The sequence below is a fragment of the Pinibacter aurantiacus genome (assembly GCF_019130065.1).
Taxonomy (GTDB): domain Bacteria; phylum Bacteroidota; class Bacteroidia; order Chitinophagales; family Chitinophagaceae; genus Pinibacter; species Pinibacter aurantiacus.
On sequence record NZ_JAHSPG010000012.1, the window covers coordinates 102,837 to 127,728 of the forward strand.

Annotated in this window: 19 protein-coding genes; 8 read left to right on the forward strand and 11 right to left on the reverse strand. The window is 40.9% G+C overall.

What is annotated here, in order from left to right:
• Window positions 1–20: 20 nt before the first annotated feature.
• Both KTO63_RS14885 and KTO63_RS14890 read right to left on the reverse strand, forming a co-directional pair.
• Window positions 21–986 carry a polyprenyl synthetase family protein gene (locus KTO63_RS14885; RefSeq protein WP_217792128.1) on the reverse strand — a complete coding sequence of 322 codons (966 nt, stop codon included), beginning with the start codon at window positions 984–986 and terminating at the stop codon, window positions 21–23.
• A 245-nt stretch (window positions 987–1,231) separates the two neighbouring features.
• Window positions 1,232–2,074 (reverse strand): metallophosphoesterase, encoded by an 843-nt coding sequence (locus KTO63_RS14890; protein WP_217792129.1) that lies wholly within the window; start codon window positions 2,072–2,074, stop codon window positions 1,232–1,234.
• A gap of 205 nt (window positions 2,075–2,279) precedes the next feature.
• On the opposite strand from KTO63_RS14890, the gene KTO63_RS14895 reads away from it, so the two are divergent.
• Window positions 2,280–4,697: a mechanosensitive ion channel family protein gene (locus KTO63_RS14895; RefSeq protein ID WP_217792130.1), complete on the forward strand. Its 2,418-nt coding sequence runs from the start codon at window positions 2,280–2,282 to the stop codon at window positions 4,695–4,697.
• A 90-nt stretch (window positions 4,698–4,787) separates the two neighbouring features.
• Window positions 4,788–5,315: a GNAT family N-acetyltransferase gene (locus KTO63_RS14900; RefSeq protein ID WP_217792131.1), complete on the forward strand. Its 528-nt coding sequence runs from the start codon at window positions 4,788–4,790 to the stop codon at window positions 5,313–5,315.
• Between the two features lie 182 nt (window positions 5,316–5,497).
• Here KTO63_RS14900 and KTO63_RS14905 read toward each other — a convergent pair whose 3' ends face one another.
• On the reverse strand, window positions 5,498–6,466 hold the full coding sequence (locus tag KTO63_RS14905; RefSeq protein ID WP_217792132.1) for a hypothetical protein: 969 nt from the start codon (window positions 6,464–6,466) through the stop codon (window positions 5,498–5,500).
• A gap of 124 nt (window positions 6,467–6,590) precedes the next feature.
• Between KTO63_RS14905 and KTO63_RS14910 the strand changes: the two genes are divergently transcribed.
• On the forward strand, window positions 6,591–7,913 hold the full coding sequence (locus tag KTO63_RS14910) for an exonuclease domain-containing protein (RefSeq protein ID WP_217792133.1): 1,323 nt from the start codon (window positions 6,591–6,593) through the stop codon (window positions 7,911–7,913).
• A gap of 665 nt (window positions 7,914–8,578) precedes the next feature.
• Here the strand turns inward: KTO63_RS14910 and aat are convergent.
• Window positions 8,579–9,223 (reverse strand): leucyl/phenylalanyl-tRNA--protein transferase, encoded by a 645-nt coding sequence (gene aat / locus KTO63_RS14915; protein ID WP_217792134.1) that lies wholly within the window; start codon window positions 9,221–9,223, stop codon window positions 8,579–8,581.
• 170 nt (window positions 9,224–9,393) lie between these two features.
• A complete protein-coding gene (locus tag KTO63_RS14920; protein WP_217792135.1) occupies window positions 9,394–9,699 on the reverse strand; it encodes an ATP-dependent Clp protease adaptor ClpS in 306 nt (101 codons plus the stop codon).
• A gap of 170 nt (window positions 9,700–9,869) precedes the next feature.
• Here KTO63_RS14920 and KTO63_RS14925 point away from each other — a divergent pair, with 170 nt between their 5' ends.
• Entirely contained in the window at window positions 9,870–11,897 is a 2,028-nt protein-coding gene (locus tag KTO63_RS14925; RefSeq protein ID WP_217792136.1) for a site-specific recombinase, read from the forward strand.
• Between the two features lie 177 nt (window positions 11,898–12,074).
• Here the strand turns inward: KTO63_RS14925 and KTO63_RS14930 are convergent, their stop codons facing one another.
• The gene (locus KTO63_RS14930; RefSeq protein WP_217792137.1) at window positions 12,075–12,677 is read right to left on the reverse strand and encodes a nitroreductase family protein; all 603 of its coding nucleotides are present in this window, start codon (window positions 12,675–12,677) and stop codon (window positions 12,075–12,077) included.
• 335 nt (window positions 12,678–13,012) lie between these two features.
• Here KTO63_RS14930 and KTO63_RS14935 point away from each other — a divergent pair, with 335 nt between their 5' ends.
• Complete coding sequence (locus tag KTO63_RS14935) at window positions 13,013–13,717, forward strand: NUDIX hydrolase (protein ID WP_217792138.1); 705 nt, start codon at window positions 13,013–13,015, stop codon at window positions 13,715–13,717.
• 757 nt (window positions 13,718–14,474) lie between these two features.
• Window positions 14,475–16,148 (forward strand): sodium:solute symporter family transporter, encoded by a 1,674-nt coding sequence (locus tag KTO63_RS14940; protein ID WP_217792139.1) that lies wholly within the window; start codon window positions 14,475–14,477, stop codon window positions 16,146–16,148.
• A 179-nt stretch (window positions 16,149–16,327) separates the two neighbouring features.
• On the opposite strand, the gene KTO63_RS14945 is transcribed toward KTO63_RS14940, so the two are convergent.
• The gene (locus KTO63_RS14945; protein ID WP_217792140.1) at window positions 16,328–17,254 is read right to left on the reverse strand and encodes a polyphosphate kinase 2 family protein; all 927 of its coding nucleotides are present in this window, start codon (window positions 17,252–17,254) and stop codon (window positions 16,328–16,330) included.
• A gap of 401 nt (window positions 17,255–17,655) precedes the next feature.
• Here KTO63_RS14945 and KTO63_RS14950 point away from each other — a divergent pair, with 401 nt between their 5' ends.
• Complete coding sequence (locus tag KTO63_RS14950; RefSeq protein ID WP_217792141.1) at window positions 17,656–18,528, forward strand: sterol desaturase family protein; 873 nt, start codon at window positions 17,656–17,658, stop codon at window positions 18,526–18,528.
• 225 nt (window positions 18,529–18,753) lie between these two features.
• Window positions 18,754–20,670, forward strand: a complete 1,917-nt coding sequence (locus KTO63_RS14955; RefSeq protein WP_217792143.1) for a vWA domain-containing protein — start codon at window positions 18,754–18,756, stop codon at window positions 20,668–20,670.
• A gap of 215 nt (window positions 20,671–20,885) precedes the next feature.
• On the opposite strand, the gene KTO63_RS14960 is transcribed toward KTO63_RS14955, so the two are convergent.
• From KTO63_RS14960 to pxpB, 4 genes are all read right to left on the reverse strand, one after another.
• The gene (locus tag KTO63_RS14960; RefSeq protein WP_217792145.1) at window positions 20,886–22,136 is read right to left on the reverse strand and encodes a DUF4407 domain-containing protein; all 1,251 of its coding nucleotides are present in this window, start codon (window positions 22,134–22,136) and stop codon (window positions 20,886–20,888) included.
• Between the two features lie 121 nt (window positions 22,137–22,257).
• Entirely contained in the window at window positions 22,258–23,004 is a 747-nt protein-coding gene (locus tag KTO63_RS14965) for a 5-oxoprolinase subunit PxpA (protein ID WP_217792147.1), read from the reverse strand.
• The gene (locus KTO63_RS14970) at window positions 22,992–23,993 is read right to left on the reverse strand and encodes a 5-oxoprolinase subunit C family protein (RefSeq protein WP_217792149.1); all 1,002 of its coding nucleotides are present in this window, start codon (window positions 23,991–23,993) and stop codon (window positions 22,992–22,994) included. The genes KTO63_RS14965 and KTO63_RS14970 overlap by 13 nt, the downstream gene beginning before the upstream one ends.
• Window positions 23,994–24,169: 176 nt before the next feature.
• On the reverse strand, window positions 24,170–24,880 hold the full coding sequence (pxpB, locus tag KTO63_RS14975) for a 5-oxoprolinase subunit PxpB (protein WP_217792154.1): 711 nt from the start codon (window positions 24,878–24,880) through the stop codon (window positions 24,170–24,172).
• Between the last annotated feature and the right edge of the window lie 12 nt (window positions 24,881–24,892).

Below are 24,892 nucleotides of genomic sequence, written 5' to 3' on the forward strand. Positions count from 1 at the left end.
CAAATCCCCACATTTTCAAATTAGTACTCTCTCTGCATCAAGGCATAGGTCAATTGTCTCAACGGCTCCTTTCTGACGTTTAATACCGCAATTTCTTCAAGATGTTGGAATGCCTTTTCCATGTACTGCTCCTTTAATGAAATCGCCCATTTGTCAACGCCGAGTGATCTGAAAATTTCCAACACTCTCTCGACTTTATCATCAGGATTTTCTTTCATCAGTTTTGTAAGCTGCTCCAACTGATCATCATTGCAGCTTTCCAGCGCTTTGATCATTAAGAAGGTTTTCTTGTTCACCTTAATATCTCCCCCAGCCTGCTTGCCTACTTTCGCCGGATCTCCAAATGCATCGAGGTAATCATCCTGTATCTGAAAACTGATGCCGAGGTTTCTTCCAAACTCATACATGTGCTGCTGGTTGCCATCGCCTGCTCCGCCAAGAATGGCGCCCAGCTTCAAACTTGCAGCAAGCAAAACAGACGTTTTAAGCTCGATCATATGCAGGTATTCATCCATGCTGACCTGCATGTTTTGCTCAAAATCCATGTCAAGCTGCTGCCCTTCACACACCTCCTTCGCCGTTTTGTTAAAGAGATGTATCACCTTTTGAAGATGGCCACTTTTCATTCTGTTGAGGTAATCATAGGCTGTCACCAGCATCACATCGCCAGCCAGCAAAGCAGTTGGCTCTCCGTATTTAATATGAACTGTTGTAAGGCCACGACGCAAAGGCGCTTTGTCCATTATATCATCGTGAATAAGCGTAAAGTTGTGAAACAACTCAATAGCCGTCGCGACATTCCAGGTATCTTCAATGATATCATCGAAAAGTTCGTTCGCCATCAAACACATTACAGGACGAATTCGTTTTCCTCCTAAAGACAAAAAATAATCAGCCGGTTCATACAGCGTCACAGGCTTACCCGTAAAATGTTTGGTATCAAATCTGGCAATAAAAAGCTTACTCAATGTTTCAAATGTATGCATGCACCGGGTTGTTTGTGGTGCAAAATACGGTAGTTTTCAATTTGAAAATTTGAAGATTTGAAAATGGGAAGACGGAACGCAGATTTTCATGATTGTCATGATTGCTGATGATTTGAGATCTGATGAAGTCTATTAAATCTCAAATCAAAAAATCATAACAGATCATGGCAATCATGAAAATCTGCGTTCCATCACCACTCGCACAGAGTGTATTTTCAAATTTTCAAATCCTCAAATTTTCAAATTCATTGCATTTTCGCCGGTATTGAATCAAGAACATAGTATTTACTCGTAATAACCCCGCCATTCACCTGAACAATGCGCAGGCCCGATGAATCCTGGCCCAGCGGCTTTCCTACCGGTCCGGTGGTTGTTATTTCGAGACTATCACTTTTTCCAAAAAAGTTACGGTGCAGATGACCTGCAAAAATGTATTTAACGCCATTGGCCTTTAGCAGGTCGAGATATTTTTTTCTTGTTACCGTCGGGATGTTAAAATAGCCATCACCCTCTTCCGCTCTTTCAATAAATAGCGGATGATGCATGAACACCACTTTGTTCTTGTATGATTTATTGGAGGCAGAATCCAATGTTCTGATGAGCCACTCTTCCTGCGCCTTTGCTTTATCCATCGCCTTTTCGGGACTGTGGAGGTAGTTTGAATTTAATACAATGCCCAACATATTGCCGCAATGAAATGTGTAGTAGTCGGGACCAAACGCTGCATTGTATCCATCAACGTCTTTCGGAGTAGGCTCGTTCCCTACATCATGGTTGCCGGGCACATTATACAGTGGAATATCGGAATCAAGCCGCGCCGCAATCCTTTTGTATTCATCAATTTGAGCAGCATCAAGTGTTTTATGTACCAGGTCGCCTGTAACAATTACAAATGCAGGATGCAGGCGATTGGCTTTTTGAATGGCCTTTTCAAAATGAGCGGTCTCTATGTCAAATGATTTATTGTCGGTATAAAAACCAAATTGCGGATCTGACATCTGCACGAAGAAAAATGATTCATCGGAATGACTGGCTTTGCACGCTGAGAGCGCAATGATAAGCGGAACGCAGATTTTCAAGATCTTCATGATTTGTTATGATTTTTCTTAAATGATTTGAATGCCCAACACGTCATTAATAATACTCAAAAAATCTTATCAAATCATGAAGATCTTGAAAATCTGCGTTCCATTCTAAATTGCCGAACGGAAAGAATTTTCAAATTTTCAAATCTTCAAATTCTCACATTTCCGGTTTTTTCAAATTACTTTGCAGTCACAAGAAAAATCCTACATGAAAAAACTGAGGCACGCCAGACCGGTCATTATTTTTATTTTATTGTGCATCACTCTGCAAAAGAGTTTCGCACAACACAATCTTTCTCCTGAAGACTCTATTCGCAAAGCACAAATTCGCGATTCAATAGCGCTGAAGCAGCAGGCAGATACTGCAGTTTCTAAAATTGCCAGCAAGATTGAAACATACACGTTCACGATATCGAGATCATCCAACTATTTTAAACGAAGAATGGATACCACAAAAATTGCGGCTGGTATTCCATCGATAGAAAAAAGCCTTACGTTCTTCAAAAATCGACTCGATAAAAATGATGCGGAAATGAACCTCCGCAACCTCAACACATTTACCATCATGTTGCAGGAAATCGGTTCAAAGTTGGCCGACTGGCAAAAAAGCCTGGCTGATTACTCCGACCAGATCGTTAAAAGCAACCAGGAGGTGAAAAAGATAGTTAACGATGGTACTTTAAAACTAAGCATTCCTGATACTTCGTTAAGCAGACAAGTTCAAAATGTGTTGAGAAAAGCACACAATCTTGACTCTGTACAACAGCAGGCCATCACACGCATCAACCTGATGAAGAACAAGGTCTCGATCAGCAACTTGTTGATAAGCGACATGATGTCTGACCTTAATTTCCGCACAACATCGTTCAAAACCGCAATGTGGGGAAAGGAAGAAGAACCGCTGTATAGCATAAGACCGTCTGATTACAAACAATCTTTGTGGGATGTAATTACGAGCACCTTTACGAGGTCGATCCGCGTTTTTAATATTTATGTCGCTGGAAGCTGGGACACTCGCAGCATTAACCTGCTGGTCTTGTTTGCTTTCCTCAGCTGGTGCTGGTTCAACTACAGACGCGTTAAAAAATATGCTGATGCTGAAAAAATACTTGGACCGCTGCATTTTCTGAATCATTCAGTAATAATATCCTGCCTCACTGCCTTTTTATGTGTGGGACCATTCATGTATCCTAATCCACCAATGGTGTACATGCACGTAAATGAAGTGATCAGGTTGCTTTTGATAACGTATCTGCTGATGCCGTTCTTTACGCCTTCGGCAAAAACAAACTGGATCATCATGTCGATACTATGGCTTTTCTTTGCCTTGGATGATCTCTTCCTGGAATCTGCATTTGGAGAGCGTTTCTGGTTGATCATCGGAAGTACCGGAGTAGTATTGACATGCGTGAAAATGTTGCGTGAAAAAGAAGACATGTTTGTAAGACTGGATGAATCTCCTGTAAAAAAATCAATCACCATTCTTACATTTTCATTTGCTGCTTTATCAATAATATTCAATCTTACGGGACGTGTTACGCTTGCGAAAATATTCGGCATCACTGCAGTTCAAAGTTTCATTTTCACCTTTACGCTGAAAGCATTCAGCACTATTATTTTAGAAGCGGTATATCTGCAGTCCAAATCATTGCGTGAAAGCAGGTTCTCGGAGTTTCTTGTGTATGATGAATTAAAAACAAAATTGAGAAGAGCGCTTTGGATCATCACAGGCATTCTGTTTTTGATCGCTTTCACGAAAAGCCTCACCATGTATGATTCGCTCTTCAAATTTATTGACTGGTTCTTTAACAAAACGCGTTCCATTGGCAACATGCAGTTTAGCTTTATGAGCATCGCCATTTTTGTATTTGTTATTTGGATATCCTCTATCATTTCGCAATTCATCAATTTCTTTTTCGGCAGCAAGCTCAATGACAATACCAACAAGAGAAGCAACATAGGTTCTGTGATGCTGCTGGTAAGGCTGGCTGTTTGGGCACTGGGCTTTATGATCGCCATCGCTGCCGCAGGTATTCCGCTTGATAAAATTTCCATCATGATCGGTGCCTTGGGTGTTGGTATCGGTTTTGGTTTGCAAAACATTGTTAACAACCTTGTATCAGGAATTATTCTCGCATTTGAGAGACCCATCCAGGTGGGCGATTATATTGAAATAGACGGGCGTGCAGGAACGGTTAAAGAAATAGGCGTTCGCTCGAGCAAGATCAGCAACGCCGATGGTGCGGACATCATTGTGCCGAACGGAGACATGCTCTCAAAACACCTTATCAACTGGACGCTGCACAACCGAAACAAACGCATGGAAATCGTCATAGGCATTGCTTACGAGGCTGATGTACGCAAAGCACAAGAGATCATTGAAAACGTTTTGAAAAACAACAGCAAGGTGATGCAATCGCCTGCCTCTTCTGTACTGCTAAATAATTTCGGCAACAGCTCTGTAGATTTTAAGATCAATTTCTGGTCCTACGACCTTTCTGATGCAGGCACTTTACGCAGCAACATAATGATTGAAATTTTCGAACAATTTGCCAAAGCAGGCATTGAAATTCCATATCCAAAACAGGATGTTTACATTAAAGGAATCGAGGGCGGAAAGTTGTGAGTTATGAGTAGTGAGTTATGAGTAAGGGAACGCGAAACTTATAACTCACTACATCCTACTCAAAACCCATAACTCAAAACTCAAAACTAAATGACCATAAACTGCGGAACATTCATCCTCCGTTATTTACATACCGACGATGCGGAGAGCATTGCACGGTATGCAAATAATATCAAGATCAAAAACAATCTCCGGGATAGTTTTCCGCATCCTTATACTATTGAAGATGCAAGAATTTTTCTTTCACGAAAAAAAGTACTCCCGACAGAATTAGCGATCGAGTACAATGGTGAATGCATTGGTGTTATTGGCATTATTTTACAGGAAGATATTTATCGCAAAAATGCAGAATTCGGTTACTGGCTGGCAGAGCCTTTTTGGGGAAAGGGGATAATGACCACAGCCGCCAAACATGCGATCCCACATTTCTTCAAGACATTTAATCTCGAACGTCTGTTTGCTTGTGTGTTTGAATGGAACGCCGGGTCTATGAAAGTGCTTGAAAACGCCGGATTCAAATTTGACTGCATTTTTGAAAAATCTATTTTCAAGAACAATCAACTAATCAATGAACATAGGTACAGCTTGTTGAGAAAAGACTCGAATATTTACCACTAAGCCACTAAGGGCACTAAGTTTCACTAAGGGCCTATCATCATCGCTGTTAGAAATAATTTCGAATCCCAGTAGAGACGCATTGAATGCGTCTCTTGTATACATTGAATCCGTCTCTTTTGTATCAGGATGTCGTTGCATTTTTATCAATTGAACGACATAAGAGAGACGCGTTGAACGCGTCTCTACTTCGCATTCGTTATCGCTACCACCGGCTTTCCTTTCATTTTATAGTACTTGCCATCGAAAGAATATCGTTTTTCAATTACAAAATCGAAGGAGGTTTTATTCTTAATGAACGACGCTATTTCGTAAGGACCATTGTATAACTCGTCTTCTTCATTTTCATTTCTGTGGTAATATCCTTTTGTAGTGATGATGATATCTATAAAATATTGTTTCTTGCTGTCATTGTCAACTTTGATCGAGCTCTTCCACGAGGTTTCACCTTTATCTGTATTTGTCAGTTCGTATTGCCCTGTGGCGAGAATGGGACGGTATTTACCGCCAGTCCCAGCAATGAGAAACAACATGCCTTCAAATGGACCGCCCGCGCCACCATTTCGATGCAGAACGGTAAAAGCGTATTGGTCCTCGCCTATAACAAGCGGCAATGGTTTTGGAGAACTTGCAAATGAACCAAAGGCAGCAATAGCTGGTTGAAAAGATCTCATTTGCCAGCTGCCGTCCATTTTGGCAAACTTTGCAAGCCCAAGGAGACCACCTGTAAAGCGTCCTGTTTGCGCTCCATCTTCATCATATGCCGAATGATTGAAGGCAAGTATCTTGTATTCGTTGCCTTTTGTGTCCTTGTAGTGGATCACATCTATTAATCTTGTAGCAACGCCGTTTTTATAAGGAAATAGCTGATCTCCTTCTACCCCATTCACGTCGGTGTAAGTTGCAGGTTTGCATTTTTTACATTCCCAACTTATAAAAGTATTCTTGTAATCTTTACTTGATAAATTGTACAATTTACCCGGGAAAAGTTTCAGCATTACTTTCATCGCATCGAGCGAGTCGGAAGGAATGATCAACATCCGCTGATCGTAAAAAACGGTGTCGCTGATGTTCTTTTTTTCAATACGGACCTCTTGGCCAAAGCTATTTACAGTAAACAATACGGAAAGGAAAAGGGACAGGATTAAACGCATGGATTTGAAAATTTAAGTCAAAACAATTTTTTAACTTCGCCTACATCATTTTGACGACGTAAATTAAATTAGTGAATGATTTTTAGCAAGAAAAAAATCATTAAAAGTGAGAATGTTTTGAGTCATGTATGCGATAGTAGATATAGAAACAACCGGTGGATTTGCAAATGGTAATGGCATTACAGAAATTGCCATTATACTGCACAACGGAATGGAGGTGGAAGGAAAGTTTCAAACGCTGATCAATCCTAACCAAAGGATTCCGCATTTCATTACTGTGCTTACAGGCATCGATAATTTTATGGTGTCCGATGCACCAACCTTTGAAGATGTTGCCGAAAATGTTTTCAATCTACTCTCTAATCGCATTTTTGTTGCCCACAACGTAAACTTCGATTACTCTTTTATTAAACACCAGCTGCAGGCTTGCGGATATGAGCTTAATGCGAAAAAACTTTGCACCGTTCGCATGGCCCGCAAGGTGATTCCGGGGCTGCCAAGTTATAGCCTGGGCAATCTTTGCCGCTCACTAGGCATTACTATAGAAGGCAGGCATAGAGCCTACGGCGATGCAGCTGCAACTGCCATGCTGTTTGAAAAAATTCTTGCAGGCGACTCAGAAGGACATGTTGCCAAAATGCTGAAAGGCAAAAACAAAGAACAGTATTTGCCAACGCATTTGCCCACTTATTACATTGAGCAGTTGCCGATGATGCCCGGCGTCTATTACTTTCATGATTCAAAAGGAAAGATCATTTACGTAGGCAAGGCTACCAATTTGCAGAAGCGTGTGAAGAGTCATTTTTCTAACAACGATGGTGGCAAACGCAAACAGGATCTTTTACGAAAAGTTTACAGCATTACACATAAAGAATGCTCGAGCGAACTGGTTGCACTGATTCTTGAAAGTATTGAAATAAGAAAACTATGGCCAGAGTTTAACCGCAGTCAGAAAGGGTTTCATCAATCATATGGGTTGTATACTTACGAAGATCGAAAAGGATATGTGCGTTTTGCAATAGAAAAAAAGAAACAACATTTAAATCCGTTGTACACTTTTAATCTGTTGTACGAAGGACAAACTTTGTTAAGAAAAATGGCAGAAGAGTTTGAACTCAATGAGCGTTTATGCTTTGGCACTATAAATGATTATGACGACATTATAGAAACCGCTTCCTTGCACAATGAAAAAGTATTGAAGGCAATCACCGCATTACATGAGCAGTTGCCCACCTTCGCCATATTTGACGGCACTTACAACCACTCTTCCATCCTGCTTATGAATAAAGGCAAATTCGGCGGCATTGCGCTCAAAGGAGAATTTGGCGAGGACATTACGCTGGAACAATTGAAGGAACGGGTAACTCCACACCCCGACAACGATTACATCCGCGGCTTGATTTATCAATACGCAGAAAAATATCCGGAGAGGAAAATACTTTTTTAATGGAGAATTGAAAGTTGAGAATTGAGAAATAAAAAGAATCTCGCATTGTTTTTAACTCTCAACTCTCCATTTTCAACTCTCAATTAAATGACGCGGTAATGACCGGCAACAATCCTTAATAATATTCTGGAATTTACACTCTCACAGGTGATGTAAATCATATTTAGAATTCCGGGGAGCTTGCTGCCGGCCGGTTTACCATTAAAAATATAAGATAACAGAGTTATCTACTACTGACTGCGCCAAGCTAAGTAAGTAATCAAAGTAAGAGAAGCATACAAAGCAATAACGATTAAAGCAATAGTGATTCCGTTAAGATGAATGTGGAAATTTCTTTTCATAATGGGAGCTTTTAAAAGTTTAGAAAAATAAAATAAAACAGACTAAAATCTAGCTTCCACGGGATAGGAGATGTGAAGTATAGTTAAATAAAAGGGAGTGACGATCTGATGCGATATTTCCGGTATAAAAGTACGAAAGTTTTTAAAACAACAAAATGTCAAACCATATTATTCAACGTTTTACAAAGTTTTTCACAAGATATCGTAATTCTACGCGTTTGGTAGACAAGACAAAATAACAAAGCAGAACGTTGCTTTTTTATGACCATTGTTAAGGCGGAGGAGGTTGTTTGCTGATAGTTGTTAGGCTGCCGGTAATCTCTCTTACAGCAGCTCTTTCAGTAAATGCGTGAATGTTTTACGGGGAATCATCTCAGCGCCGAGGCTTTCCAAGTGTGAGGTGTGTATCTGGCAATCGATTAGTTGTACGCCTTCTTTCTTCAACTGCTCAACGTAGCTGATAAAGGCATACTTTGAAGCGTTACTCATTTTGCTGAACATGCTTTCTCCAAAGAAAACTTTTCCCATTCGAATGCCGTAGAGTCCGCCAACCAATTCACCATCACTCCATACTTCTGCGCTGTGTGCATAACCGAGCTGATGTAGTTGATTATAAGCGAGTTCAACCTCGTTGGTAATCCAGGTTCCATTTTGCCCCTTGCGAGAAATGCTTTTGCAATGGCGTATCACTTCATTAAATGCCTGGTTGATTGTAAATGAGAAAGCTTTTTTCCTGAAAAGCGCTTCCATGCTTTTGGAGATTTTAAGTTTGCCGGGAACTAGAACGAATCGTGGATCGGGGCACCACCACAGGGGATATTCACCTTCGTACCAGGGAAAAATGCCTTGCTTATAAGCAGTCAGCAATCGTTCCACAGAAAGATCTCCGCCAATCGCCAATAAACCGTCCGGCTCTGATTCTTCAACGGGAGGAAAAACGATGTGTTTATCTAAGGCGAATACTGGCATAGGATGATTTGAGATTGGATATTTAAGATTTCTTGTGTTTACTGTAAGGTTTGATTTATCAAAGCGCAGGGTTTATGTCACCCGCATTTTCAATTTTCAACTTTCAATTTTCAATTTGTGCGGAATTTGCAATCACTATTTCTATGCACCAGCGCGAATGCGATTCGCCCCTACCGTACCGTTTCTTCCACCGTTGCACCAATGCCCCTGTCTGTGATCGCATCGCACAACGGTTTCAAAGTATCATATTCACCTTTCTTTACGGCGTACTTACCTTTCACATGAATGATCATGGCACATTGCTCTGCCTGCTCCACAGAATGTCCGCATACTTCCACAAGCGTTTCAATCACCCATTCAAAGGTGTTCACTTCATCGTTCCACACGATAAGCTGGTATGGTTCATCGACTGCCGTGAGTATATCTACATCCTCTTCTACACGTGTGCTGGTGTCATCATTAAGGTAGAAATTCATACAGAATAATTTTGGCAAAATTATAAACTACTTTTAATACTGCACAACTTTCACAAAGGATTAGTTTCCACTACATTAATCGTATTTTTTATATTACGTATATTGCGTATCGACGCATTGCTGCCTGTGATACAACGGTACCGAAATTCAAAACAACCTATGATCTGCCCATGATATTTTTTCAAAGAACCCAAAAGCAAGAGACTATCGCGAAGAAAAAAGATAAAGCAGTTGTTCTTCCCTTGTATACAGGAACGAGTGGTCTCCAATATGTGGTTGACCTTGTTAAAAATATACGTCCGGGAAACTATCGCAACACAAAAGAAGCGGAGAAAAAATTCAGGGAAGTGCTGGCAAAACTGCGCGAAGAAAGTGTTGCACTATTTGCCTTACGCAAAGCTTTACTGTCGCAATTTCAAAATACTGATCTCATACCCACACTTACTGAAAGCGGCATTACCAGCTCACGCGGATTCGTGCAGGAACTGATTAGCAAACTGAAACATAGAATACTTCCACCCCTTCCCCATCCTAAAGACTTTCGTTACGTAATAGAAAGAGTTTTTTACCTGAAGAACGATCATGTCTGGGTAGAAAATATTGACCAGGATCTTTGGCGACAATTTTTTGAATTGCTGGGCATACAGGTAAACATCACCGACCCCGATATCATCCGGCAATTGGGAGAATCGTTGCAAATGCTTTCTTACAAAGTTGCCACGCTGGGAATGGAGAAAGAAATAACCGGTCGATTTAGTAATGTGCAAGACGCCATCCAACCGTTTATCGAACAAAACAGGCTGGTGAATTTGTACATGACGCAAAAAAACAATTTCGACAGCCGGGAAAAAAAATGGTTGTTTGCCAACATACAGGAAAACCTTTACAACTGCACGCAAAGCCTGCAATGGATAACAGATCAGCGGTTGGAATACGGCACCAGTCTTGCGCAAACATTTGTAACAGTGCGCATGCAGCAACAAATTGAGCGCATGCATGTAATCATTGATGTGCTGGATACAGATGAACTTTTTGATACAGAAAGATTCATTGAATATTTTAAGACAGTCGTAAAAAATGAAAACACAAAAAACAGCCTTCGTGAATTTCTTTCTGTAAACCTTGGGCTGGTGGCTTATCAAATAGCAGAACACAAAGGAAAGAAGGGGCAAAAATATATCAGCAATAGTCGGGCAGATTTTCGACATCTCTTTAACAGCTCCATGGCTGGCAGTTTCATTATATCATTTGGCGCCATTATAAAGAACCTGCTTGGTCTTGTTCATTTGCCTTACTTCTGGCAAGGCATGAGCTACGGGACAAACTATGCAACTTGTTTTGTATTAATGGATCAGTCGGATGCCACGCTCGCCACCAAACAACCGGCCTACACTGCTTCCGCTGTAGCGAGTTCGCTCGATGTGAAAAAAAGCCAGTCACGCCCAGATCTTCGCAACCTTGCCTTAACTGTTGCGAAAGTCTCACGCAGCCAGATCGCCTCCTTTGCTGGTAATCTGCTGGTTGTCTTTCCCTTTACCTATTTGCTGGCATGGCTCTTCAATCTCTCATTTGGTTTTAAAATTGCCGCAGGAGATGCAGCACAAAAGTTACTGGCAGATCAACATCCCTGGCAAAGTATGTCCGTATTATGGGCCTGTGTTACAGGCTTCTTTCTGTTTTTAAGCGGCATTATTGCGGGCTATGTAGAAAATCATGTAGTGTATGGAAATGTGGCGGAGCGGCTTAAAAATCACCCCATTTTTGTGAATACCATACCGGCAAAAAGACTTGATAAACTCGCCAATTTTCTTAATAAAAATTCCGGCACGCTGGCAGGAAGCATTTCACTTGGCTTCTTCTTAGGTTGGGCGGCGCCTCTAGGAAAAATATTCGGCATTCCGTTCGACATCAGGCACATCACCATTTCTGCCGGTAACACGGCCATTGGTTATTATGGCCTCGATCATAACGTGCCACTATCTTATTTGCTGACTGTCATTGCAGGTGTTTTACTGATTGGTTTCATCAATTTCCTGGTGAGTTTTTCGCTCGCTTTTTTTGTTGCCGTGAAATCGCGTGGCATACGGTTGAAAGATTATCCTGAGTTTCTCGGCATTTTGAGACGCTATTTTTTCAGGCACCCGAAGGATTTTTTATTGCCCCCCAAAAAGACCAGGTCATTGGAGGAATTGTCGTAGAGACGCATGATAATGCGTCTCTGTTAAACCCGTTGTTGTGCGATAAAAACGCATGCGAATACGCATCCCATTTAAAAAATTCAATGGTAAAAAAACAAAACGCGATGTCCGACCTTTTCATTCGAACATCGCGTTTGTGCAACAGGAGATGCATTTTCATGCGTCTCTACGGAGAAATTAAAATTTATTCAACGGACCGCCGTTCCATCTAACCTTATCTTCCAATGGAACCAGTCTTTTGCCGGCAGGTTCAACATCGCTGTAGCCAAGGTAGATGATCCCCATAACGACATCCTCAGTGTTTAAATGCAGAAATGGTTTGAATGGTTCTTTCAGCGTCATGCCGCCCGTGCTCCAAAACGTAGCAATGCCGAGAGCTTCCGCACCGAGCAAAATATTTTGAACAGCACATGCTGTGGCAGCAATTTCTTCCATTACCGGAATTTTTGAAGTTGGCGCACGTTTCATTGCAGCAATGATCACATGAGATGCTGCATCACCCATTGTCGCAAACTTATCGTACGTACCCTGCAAAAAGTTTTCTGGCGGCGTTGTTTGTTTCCACAATTCTGCATGTTGTTTGCAAAAGCCCTGCACGTCACTTCCGCCATATACAAAAAAGCGCCATGGCTCTGTATTTGCGTGAGTGGGCGCCCAATCTGCCAATTCCAACAACTGTACTATTTGTGCATCAGGAATCTTCTTTCCGTTCATCTGTTGTGCCTTCACTGTTCTTCTATCCTTTACCAGCGTTTCCAGCACCGAAAAATCATTGCTCATGTTTGTTCTTTTTTAACTGGGGCGCAAGGTACGGAGGAATAATTTGAAAATTTGAAGATTTGAAAATGAGGGAGAACGCAGATTTTCATGATTATCATGATTGGTCACGATTAGAAATTGATCCCACCCGACACTGATTAATTTCAAATCTCAAATCAAAAGATCACAACCAATCATGAGACTCTGCGTTCCATTTTCAAATTTTCAAATCCTCAAATTCCCAAATTTAATAACCGTCAATCTTACACTAATTTGAAACATTCTTGTTGCACCGGAAAAAATTTTGTTACTTTCACATTTCCATTGTTTTAGCGACGCCATATAACACAACATTTATGACAGGTTATTCACACCAAAAAAGATTTTTGGTTGCCGTAGATTGTATCATTTTCGGATTTGACGGCCAGCAATTGAAATTACTGTTAATTCAAAGAGGGTTCGAGCCGGAAAAAGGCAAATGGAGCCTTATGGGCGGTTTTGTTGAAAAAGAAGAAAGCTTCGAATTAGCTGCGGGCCGTGTTTTACATAAACTTACAGGTCTTGAAAACGTGTATATGGAACAGCTTTACGCGTTCAGTGACCCTGCCCGCGATCCCATTGAGAGAACCGCTTCCATCACTTATTTTGCATTGATCGACATCAATCAATATAAACACCAGATCAGTAAGGACTATCACGCTGAATGGTTCCCCCTGAATAAAATTCCGAAACTCATTTTTGACCACACCGAAATGGTAGAGATGGCAAAGGAAAAGCTTCGTTACAAAGCCGCCCTCCATCCTATCTTGTTCGAACTGTTGCCTGAAAAATTCACACTGCCGCAATTGCAGGTGCTATATGAGGGCGTTTATGACTCAACTTTCGACAAAAGAAACTTCAGCAGAAAAGTATTATCTACAGGTTTACTTGTAAAACAAAAAGAAAAAGAGAAAGAAAGCTCCAAGCGTGGCGCCTTTTATTTTAAACTGGATAAAAGAAAATACAAAACGAAGTTCGATGCTTTCCTCAACTTCATTCCAAATCCGCATAAGCTGAAGTAATCCTGAACAATTTGAAATTTGAAGATGATTAGGTGCGACTCGTCATTGCGAGGCAAACGGAGCATACTGCCAAATATTACGAATGCATAGCGCACGTTCGGAGACAGCCGAAGCAATCTCAAGCACCAAGATCGAGATTGCTTCGGCCGTCTCCGCTTTTTGAAGTTGCTTTTGTAACGCCGTCATTTACTCTCTGCTGACCTCGCAATGACGTGTGCGCCATTTTCATTTTGAAATGGTTATTCTCCGAATATCGGGAGTATATTAACAACTTCGTAAGTAACACACAATGCATTTTCAAATTCTCAAATTTTCAAATTAGCATATTTTTAAAAAATAAATGTCATATTAACACTAATTCCTTATTTTAGTGTCGCGATGTGCCATATAGATGCAGCTATTTTGTTTTGAGATATGGTGATCAAACAAAATAGCTTTTTTTTGTTGCACAATGTTGCATCTTGTTGCACAACTCTTAAAAGAATTGCAGTCATGAAAAAACGCTTGAAACACTTGCTCCGCTTGGCATTTTCCACAAAAATCCGGTATAATAGTAAAATTGCGTAAACGTTTGCTCAACTGAATGCTTTTTTTTGAATATTTGCACGACAAACAACAGAATAGAGGGAAAGTTCAATATTGTCAAAAAAATGCATTGATCGCACTCAATGCAATCGATAAATACTTTACTTTCACTAAATTTTTTTAAATCCTATAAACATTTACTTTAACTAATACAACTAACGTTTACTCGCTCATGAAGAACAATCTCCACCTAATTGATTATGCAGTATTCGCAATCTACTTTGTAATAGTAGCCTCCTATGGATACTGGATCTACCGCAGAAAGAAAAAAGCAACCATGAACACAAAGGACTTCTTCCTTGCAGAAGGTTCTTTGACCTGGTGGGCAATTGGCGCTTCTTTGATCGCTTCAAATATCTCTGCTGAACAATTTATTGGTATGAGTGGATCGGGCTTTAAAATAGGGCTTGCGATCTCTACGTACGAATGGATGGCTGCACTTACACTTGTAATCGTAGCGGTGTTTTTTATTCCGGTGTATTTGAAGAACAAAATTTTTACAATGCCGCAGTTCCTGAACGAGCGGTATAACAGCACCGTAAGTATGATCATGGCCGTGTTCTGGTTATTGCTGTACGTGCTTGTAAACCTTACTTCTATCCTTTTCCTTGGTGCCTTGGCGCTCAACAGTATCTCTGGTATCAACCTTACAGTTTGTATGCTTGTGCTGGCGGTATTCTCAGTGTTCATTACACTTGGCGGTATGAAAGTAATCGGTTATACAGACGTTATACAGGTATTCTTCCTGATCCTTGGTGGTTTAGTAACAACTTATCTGGCATTGGGTCTTGTTGCTGAGCACTTTGGTTCAAGCGGTGTTATAAATGGTTTTAAAATATTAACACAAAAAGCAGACGAGCACTTCCACATGATCGTTAAACGTGACGATCCTAACTATATGGATCTTCCTGGTTTAACTGTATTGTTGGGTGGTATGTGGATCGTTAACCTGAACTACTGGGGTTGTAACCAGTACATCACTCAACGTGCTTTGGGAGCTGATCTGAAAACTGCACGTGGTGGTATCTTGTTCGCAGCGTTCCTGAAACTGTTGATGCCTATCATCGTTGTATTGCCAGGTATCGCGGCTTTCATCTTGCACAGAGAAGGTAACTTCCAAACAGAAATGTTGCAAAACGGCGAATTGAATCCGGACAGAGCATATCCGGTATTGCTGGATCTATTGCCTGCTGGTTTGAAAGGTTTGGCATTCGCGGCGCTTGCTGCTGCGGTTGTAGCTTCTCTTGCAGGTAAAGCAAACAGTATCGCTACCATTTTTACCTTGGATATCTATAAAAAGAAAATCGCCCCTGAAGCAGACGAAAAGAAAATGGTTGTTGTTGGTAGAATCACGGTTGTTGTTGCGATGATCCTTGCGTTGATCATTGCGCCAATGATGGGCATCGATAAAAAAGGCGGTTTCCAATACATCCAGGAATATACAGGCTTCGTATCTCCGGGTATCTTTGCCATGTTCATCCTTGGTTTCTTCTGGAAGAAAACTACTTCTAACGCTGCGTTGTTCGCAACGGTTGGTGGTTTCGTAATGTCATTGATCTTCAAATTCCTTCCAGGCATTATGGATCTTTCATTCCTTGCTCCTATTGGTTTTGCAAAAGCAAACGACAAGGGCGTTTACGAAATACCTTTCCTTGACAGAATGGGTCTTGTATTCGTAATCTGTATAGTGGTAATGTATGTTATAAGCATGATTGAAAGTCGTAAAGGCGCTAAACCTCACGGTTTGGAAGTAGACAAGTCTATGTTCAAAACAACTCCGGGTTTTGCAATTGGTTCTTTGATCATTTGCGGTATCCTTGCTGCATTGTACACTATTTTCTGGTAGTAGAAAGATATTTCTCGATAAAAAGAAAAACTCCGCTGATATAGCGGAGTTTTTTTTTGTCGAATTAATAATTAATAATTAACAATTAATAATGCCTTCACGGCAGTTATACTTCTAAATCCTAAACATAACGCTGTTTGGAATAAGGTCCGATGCCACACACAAAGCATTATTAATTATTAATTGCTCCCATCTCCATTCTCCTCTCCTTCCTTCATCAACATATCTTTCGCCTTCATCAAATCCGCTTTTTGTGTTTCGCTTACCGTCGGATACTCAATGTCCAGTTTTTGGAATTCATAATAAATTGCCGCGGCAATTACTAAGCGGGCAAACCATTTGTCATCTGCAGGAACAACAAACCATGGAGCATGATCTTTTGATGTATTGGCAATCGCATCCTCATATGCCTTGCGATAATCTTTCCAGAATCCGCGTTCCTTCAAATCTGCACTGGAAAATTTCCAGTTTTTGGAAGGATTGTCGATGCGTTCAAGGAAACGTTTCTTTTGTTCTTTTTTGGATAGATGTAAAAAGAATTTTAGAATCACCGTACCATTATCAGCGAGCGTTTTTTCAAAACAATTGATCTGTTCAAAACGTTTGTCCCAAAATGATTGATCAATATCCTTTACGCTATTGATATCGGGCAAATTTTCTCCCAGGATATATTCCGGATGCACTCTTGTAACCAGCACATTCTCATAATGTGAACGATTGAAAATACCAATCTCCCCTCTCGCCGGCAATGCAATATAATGGCGCCATAAATAATCATGTTCAAGCTCATGACTGGTTGGCGCTTTAAAGCTTGTCACCCGAACGCCCTGAGGATTAAGGCCACTCATCACATGTTTAATAGCGCCATCCTTTCCCGCGGCATCCATTGCCTGGAAAATAATCAGCACACTATATTTGTTATGGGCATACAATTTATCCTGCATCTCCGCCAGTTTTTGTATACCAAACTGAAGCAGTTCAGCTCCTTCTTCTTTTGAAAGATCTTCGTGCTCAAAATCCGTTTTGTATTTTTTCAGATTTACTTCTTTCCCCGGTTTCACTCTGCATTCATCTAAATACTCAAGCAATTTGTCTTTAACTTTCATAATAAGGTGGGTTTAATTTTTTTGAATTTATAACAAGCAATGAGGAGATTTTGGGATCGTATTTGGATTGATGGCTACATAAACTTAATCAAATAACTTTGCAAATGGGAGCCAATTTGAAAATTTGAGGATTTGAAAATTTGAAAATGCTGATGGTGCATCCTCGTGAATTATCAATTGCTCCCGGATATTTGGAGCGTTAATTTGAAAAATAAAAAGTCGCACAGAAAGAATTTTCAAATTCCCATATTTTCAAATGTTCAAATAAAGCACAATTTTGAAATCACTGATAAAAACAATGTTGTGACCTGGATAGTACCCAAAAGTTAATCCAAATCAATATTTTCTACCTCCCGAAACATATTAGAACATTGCTTGTAAATTAGACCAAATCACCTGCCATGCCTCCTGCAATATTATACTATGCCATTCCTTTTTTTGTACTTCTCTTGTCCATTGAAGCATGGTTATCGTACAGGGAAAACAAGCATTTCTATGAAACAAAAGACACGTTCACAAGCCTGGCTTTAGGCATTGGCAATGTGCTCATGGGCTTTGTTACCAAAGCAATGATCTGGTTCGTATTTTCTTTCATTTATCAATACCGCTTTTTTACATTGCCCGCAGATACATGGTGGTTCTGGGTGCTGTTGTTTTTTGCAGACGATTTTTCTTACTACTGGTTCCATCGTTGCAGCCACGCTATGGGCTGGCTTTGGGCCTCACATGTGGTTCATCATTCTTCGGAAAAGTATAACCTGGCTGCGGCTTTAAGACAAACATGGACAGGTAATCTCACAGGAAGTTTTTTGTTTTGGGCCTGGATGCCATTGGTTGGTTTCGATCCGCTATATGTGTTGTTCATGCAACAAATCAGCCTGATCTACCAGTTTTGGATACATACCGAAACGATCCACAAAATGCCAAAATGGTTTGAGTTCATTTTCAATACACCTTCACATCATCGCGTTCATCATGGCAGCGATGTAAAATACCTGGATAGAAATCATGCTGGCATCCTCATCATTTGGGATCGCATGTTTGGCACTTTTAAAGCCGAAGAAGAACGTCCTACTTACGGACTAACGAACAATATTAAATCCTTTAATCCCCTTGTTGTTGCCCTTAAAACATGGGGAAGCCTGTTTACAAAAGCCGCACATGCAGGCTCATTCAAAAATGCGATCAACTACTTTATCCAACCGCCCGGTTGGAGCCATGATGGAAGTACGAAAACGGCGAAGCAAATGCGGAGTGAGGCAATTAATAATTGATGGGGCGGTTTGCGAGACAAGCTATCAATTAAGAATTAGGAATTAAGAATTAAGAATTCTTGATCAGCAGTTATATCTTATTAATCTTGAGCATGAACCCTGTGCAAAGAGAATAAGATCAGCAGCCCACAAAGCATTCTTAATTCTTAATTCCTAATTCTTAATTTAATTTTAAAACCATTTATGTAATCATCCACTTCCCTGCATCTGACACTAAAACAGCATATGAAAACCTTACTATCAGTTCTGTTAGTGTATGCAGGCACATTCTTGTTTACTGCACAATCAATCACTATTACGGGAAAAATTACCGATGAGAAAGGTAATCCGCTACAAGGTGTCAGTGTAATAGTTAAAAGCACAAAGACCAGTGTTTCCAGCGATGCGACCGGCTCCTATTCAATCAAGGTAGCGGACGAAAACGCAACACTCTCTTTCTCTTATGTGGGCTATCAGTCCCAGTACATTAAAGTTAAAGGCAAAACGGTGATCGATGTAAAAATGCAGCCGGTCACCCAAGCGCTGAACGAGGTCGTGGTGGTTGGATATGGGGCCCAACGCAAAATGGACATGACAAGCTCCGCACAGGTATCCACAGCTCTCAGCGGTCGTGTTGCAGGTGTGGTAGTACAGGGTTATAGCGGATCAAAATCAGTGAAAGTCAGAGGCAATAGTTCAATTAAGTCAAAAGATGAAGAGTACAACAGAGAAGGTTATGACAACATCCAGGAAAACATTTTTCAAAAAGTAACGGATCACCCGCTTTCAACTTTCTCAATTGATGTTGATGCCGCTTCTTACAGCAATGTTCGCAGGCTGATCAATGATGGTACACTACCGACTCCCGGTGCAGTGCGTGTTGAAGAAATGATCAATTACTTTTCTTACAACTACCCACAACCTAAGGATGACAAGCCTTTCAGCGTAACGACTGAGTCAACAAAATGTCCTTGGAACAACGAGCATCAGTTGGTAATGATCGGCTTGCAGGGAAAGAAAATTGATTATGATAAACTACCTCCATCCAATCTCGTTTTCCTGATTGATGTTAGCGGAAGTATGGAAAGTCCAGATAAATTACCGCTTGTAAAATCTTCATTGCAATTGTTATCAGAGCAATTACGTCCGCAAGATAAAATTGCCATTGTAGTGTATGCGGGCAATGCGGGCCTTGTTTTGCCATCTACAAATGATAAACAAAAAATCAAAGAAGCTATCAATGCGCTCGAAGCAGGAGGATCTACTGCAGGTGGCGCGGGTATTGAACTTGCCTACAAAACAGCGCAACAAAATTTCATGAAGGAAGGCAACAACCGCGTAATACTTTGCACCGACGGCGATTTCAATGTAGGTGCCAGCAGTGATGATGCATTGGAAAATTTGATCGAGCAAAAACGCGCAACCGGTGTATACCTTACTGTGCTTGGATTTGGAACCGGTAACTACCAGGATGGTAAAATGCAAAAGTTGGCCGACAAAGGCAATGGTAATCATGCCTACATCGATAACATCAGCGAAGCGAAGAAAGTATTGATCAGTGAATTTGGCGGAACACTTTTCACCATTGCAAAAGATGTGAAACTACAAGTGGAATTCAATCCGGAAAAGGTAAAAGGCTACAGACTCATAGGCTACGAAAACAGGATACTGGCCAAGGAGGATTTTAACAATGACAAAAAAGATGCGGGTGATATGGGCAGCAATCACACTGTTACTGCTTTGTACGAAATCATACCTTTTGGTACAGAGGATGATGATGAACTTGGAACAGTTGATCCTTTGCGTTACCAAAAACAAAAAGCGAAAAAAACTTCCACATCTTTTTCAAATGAATTGATGTTTGTAAAACTTCGCTACAAAAAACCTGATGAGGACAATAGCAAGTTGTTTGAAGTACCTGTGAATGCTAACTCTCAGCTTGCGAGTAGCAACATACGTTTTGCTTCTGCTGTTGCTGCGTTTGGAATGATACTGCGAAACTCTGAGTTCAAAGGAACGAGTAATTACAAACTTGTAAAATCACTCGCACAAGGCAGCATCGATAACAACAGCGATATGTATAAAAAAGAATTTCTTGAGCTGGTGAAGAAGGCAGAAACACTTAAGTCTACTGCGAAGAACGAACCAGAAGAAGATTTTTAATTTGCCACTAAGACACTAAGTGCACTAAGGTTCACTAAGATTTCCGTAACGCTTTTTTAACCACAGAGTTAAAGAGTTTTTTCACAGAGGAAAGGAGGATTTTAAGTATTCCTCCTTTCCTCTGTTTGCTTTTAGAACGGAAGCCTTAGTGAACCTTAGTGCCCTTAGTGTCTTAGTGGTGAACTCGAGTCTCGCGCCAAAACAATTCTTAATTCCTAAATAACGCTTTCTTCTTCAAAATCATACTTGCTCTTAATATCCTTCATCGCATTATTCAAAGGTGCATGTTTATTAGGGGAATCACCTTTTTCCCATTTGTCAAGATCGCTCTGGATGTACTTTTGCTGCAGTGCTTTTGCCTTGTTTAAAGTATCTTCTGTGATGTCTTTTTTATGACGAAAGATCAATTGCATTTTTTCGTGCAGCAATTCTTTGTCGCGACGCATTTCATTTTCAGAGCGTGCCATTTGAATAAGTTCCATTTGTGACAGCGCAATATCATACGGACCAACATTCATAATAAGCTTTGAAAGTATCGGACCTATTTCAATCAAAATGATCAACAAGGAAATGCACAAACTTGACCACCACACACTGCTTTCTTCCCGTGAAAGATCGGCCAGCGCTTTGTTACGTTCGAGGAAGCCGACTTTAGTTTGCAGCTCTGCTTCGTAGTTTTTCTTCTTCACATCCAAACCTGCCAGCTGTGAATTGATAATGCTATCCTGGTAATGAATGCTGCTATCAAGCTGTTTTAGTTCGGGAGCAAATTGTTTTGAAGCGTTGTTATATGCTTCCATCTTTAATTTCGTGAGCTTATCAATCCCACGTTTGCCAGATCCACCTGTTCCGTCAGCCTCTTGTATGTATGCCTGCTGAAGCGTGTGCAACGTATCTTCCAGCATGCCTTTGCGTGCCATCAGGCGGCTACGCTCCTGCTGCGCCTCTGTTTGTGCAGTTTGCAATTCTTTTTGTAAAAGGCTATCGTTCAGTAAAATTTTGTCGTGTCTGTTTTGCGCAACTTTTACATCAATTTCTTTTTCAAAAATTTTAAGTTCCAGGGGGCGTGCAATGGTAATACCAATAAGGAGCGCCAAAGCAAATCGAGGCACTGCCAGCAACAATTGCTTACGTGCCGACACGCCATACTTACGCATGGTAGACACAAGAAACCTGTCGAAATTAAAAATGATCAACCCCCAAATGATGGCAAATGCAACGGTCCAGTACCAGTTGCCGAAAACACTGTATACAGCATAACCAGATGAAATGGCGGCCAGTACAAATGTTGCGAGGATCACACCTCCAATGCCGGCATACTTCGTGTGTTCACTTGGATATTTTCTAAGAAGATCGGTGTATGCGCCCGAGCACCACCACAAAAAATTGCTTTCCGGTTTGTCTGTTTTCTTTTGAAAATCATCGTAACCGTAAACAGATTGATGACCGTTTTGTGTCGTAGACATGCTTGTCTTTTAATAAATGAGACAGGTTGAAATAAAGTTGAAGTTGGAGCCGTAAAAGTAACGTGGAAACCCTTACGAATAGTATAAACTTGCAGCGATTTATGGGTTTTCTAAGGATTTTTTAACGAATTGTATTTTTCAGAACGATCTTGTGCACCTTTAAACCTTTGTAAATATTTTTCGCGAACACCAGCGCATTTTCTCCGTCGCCGTGTATACAAATAGTATCAGCGATAAGTGAAATTGTTTCTCCAGATATTGATCTGACAGTTTGCTTCATCACCAGCTGGAGCGCCTGCTGTAACGAAGCATCTTTATCCTCTATCAAAGCATTTTTTTCGCGGCGTGGCGTTAATGTGCCGTCAGCAAGATAAGTTCTGTCAGCAAACGCTTCGTTTACCGTTTGCAAGCTCACATTTATCCCTTCCTGAATAAGATAACTGCCGCTTAACCCAAAGAGTGCCAGTTTATTATCAACCGCTCTAACCGCTCTGGCAATGGCTTTCGCAAGCAAGGCGTCTTCCGCTGCCATGTTGTACAAAGCACCATGGGGTTTTACATGGGTAACTTTTGCCCCTTCTTCCAGCGCGATCTTTGAAAGCAAGCGCACCTGGTATAAAACCATATCATACACTTCATCAGGTGTCATATCCATGTTCTTTCTGCCAAAATTTTCACGATCAGGAAAGCCGGGATGGGCGCCAATAGCAACCTCGTGTTTCAACGCAAGTGCAATGGTGCTTTTCATTGTATCCGTATCGCCCGCATGAAAGCCGCAGGCAATATTTGCAGAAGTTATGTAGGGCATCAACGCTTCATCATTTTCAAACCCTTCTCCCATGTCACAATTGATATCTACACTGTGCATTTCACATATTCGTTTATATGATCAAGGCTGGATTGCTTTTGTATTTGCAATTCTTTTTCCTGTGCTATGAATAGTTTCTCCGCGATGTCATTATCAACCAAACGGAAAACGATCCTTTCGCCTTCCCTTCTCTGCGCTAGTTTTGGAAGATGCGCACTTATTACATTGGCAATGCGCGGATAACCACCGGTAGTTTGATGATCGGCCATTAAGATGATCATTTGTCCTTCGGGTAGTAGTTGGATCGTACCGAAGTTAACGGGAGAAGAAATAAGTTCCGTGTTGTTGGGAATGAATAAACTCTCTCCATCCAACTGATAGCCCATTCTGTCCGATGATTGCCTTATATGAAATTCAGTATTCAGAAATTTCGTCCTTGCTTCTTCCGGAAGCCAATTCCACTCTCTTCCCTTCACCACAAAGATCACATCGGGATTCCTGTAAGTGTTGGTAATATTGGCTCTCCATGGAAATACGTGCAGGTTATCTTTCTCGTTTAAAAAAGATTTCGCATTACATTCACTTGCTTTGAAAGGCACGATATCACCTTTTTGCAGCTTCCTGCCGCCAAATCCACCGGCACCTACTTTAAGATGCGTGCTGTTGCTTCCCAGCCATTTTTCCGATTGAAAACCACCTTTCACTGCGAGATAAACTCTTGCGCCTTTTTGCCAGTGAGGGAATTGCATTAAGGTATTTTTTCTAACAATGAGGGGTTGCCATGCGGGAATATTTTCATTGTCTACGGTGGCCGAAAAATCACCGCCTGCCAATGCGATCAAAGCGTTTTCCTCAAACAGTAACTGGGGGCCGGGAAAATGCATTTCCAGTAAGGGTTCGCATCCGTTATTGCCTGTAAGATAATTTGCAAGCCGGGCTGCGTAAGTGTCCATTGCGCCGCCGGTGCTGATTCCTATACTTCCATATCCAATCCTTCCCATGTCCTGAATCGTATCGAGAATACCGGCTTTAATAATGTTGATTGACATTAATTGTTTTTTACCTTAATTGAATAAGATCAACTATTGATTGTTTAAAAAAATAAAATTCCTATGCCATGGATAAGGTAAAATTTTCTACACCAGTCGTGTATTTCAAAGGCCGTCCGGATGAATCCGTTCGGAAGGGATGGGATTAAAAAATCTTTAACGAAAATGTTAAAAGTTCAATGGGTAAGTTTCTCGAATTCTTCCTCTTTAATTGAAATGAACTGCACATAGTCGCCCGGTTTCAGCAAGGAAGGATTCTGTTTGGTCCGATCAAATATTTTCAACGGAGTACGTCCGATAATGTTCCAGCCTGCGGGTGACGCAAAAGGATAGATGCCCGTTTGCGCCCCTGCAATACCTACACTTCCTGCACTCACAAACTGTCTCGGTCTTTGCTTCCGTGGATACACAAGCTTCTCATCAATATGTGCCATATACGGAAAGCCCGCCATGAACCCGATCATGTACACACGATATATCTGCGATGTATGCAGTGCTATAATTTTTTCTTCTGAAATTCCTTTTGCGGAAGCTAACTCTTCGATGTCGTAAGCATATTGTTTTGCGTAGCAAACAGGAATAATAATTACTTTTTGCTCAACGCCATTGCCGGCTACAGATTCCCTGAAAGCATCCAGCAGCAAGAGTTCCATTTTTTTAAAGGCCACTTCATTTTCTTCTTCTTCCCTTAGCTTCGAAATATTAAAGTACACCACCAGGCTGTTGTAACCAATCACTACATCCTTTACAAATGCAAATTGTTTTTGCAAAAACCATTTATGCATGGCAATAAGTTTTTCGCTTATTGCTATTTCAATGGTGTTCGACAATTCTATTACAATCGCATTGTCGCCGAGTGCAAATATTTGAGGCACCGCGTGGCTCATAAATTTTAAGCA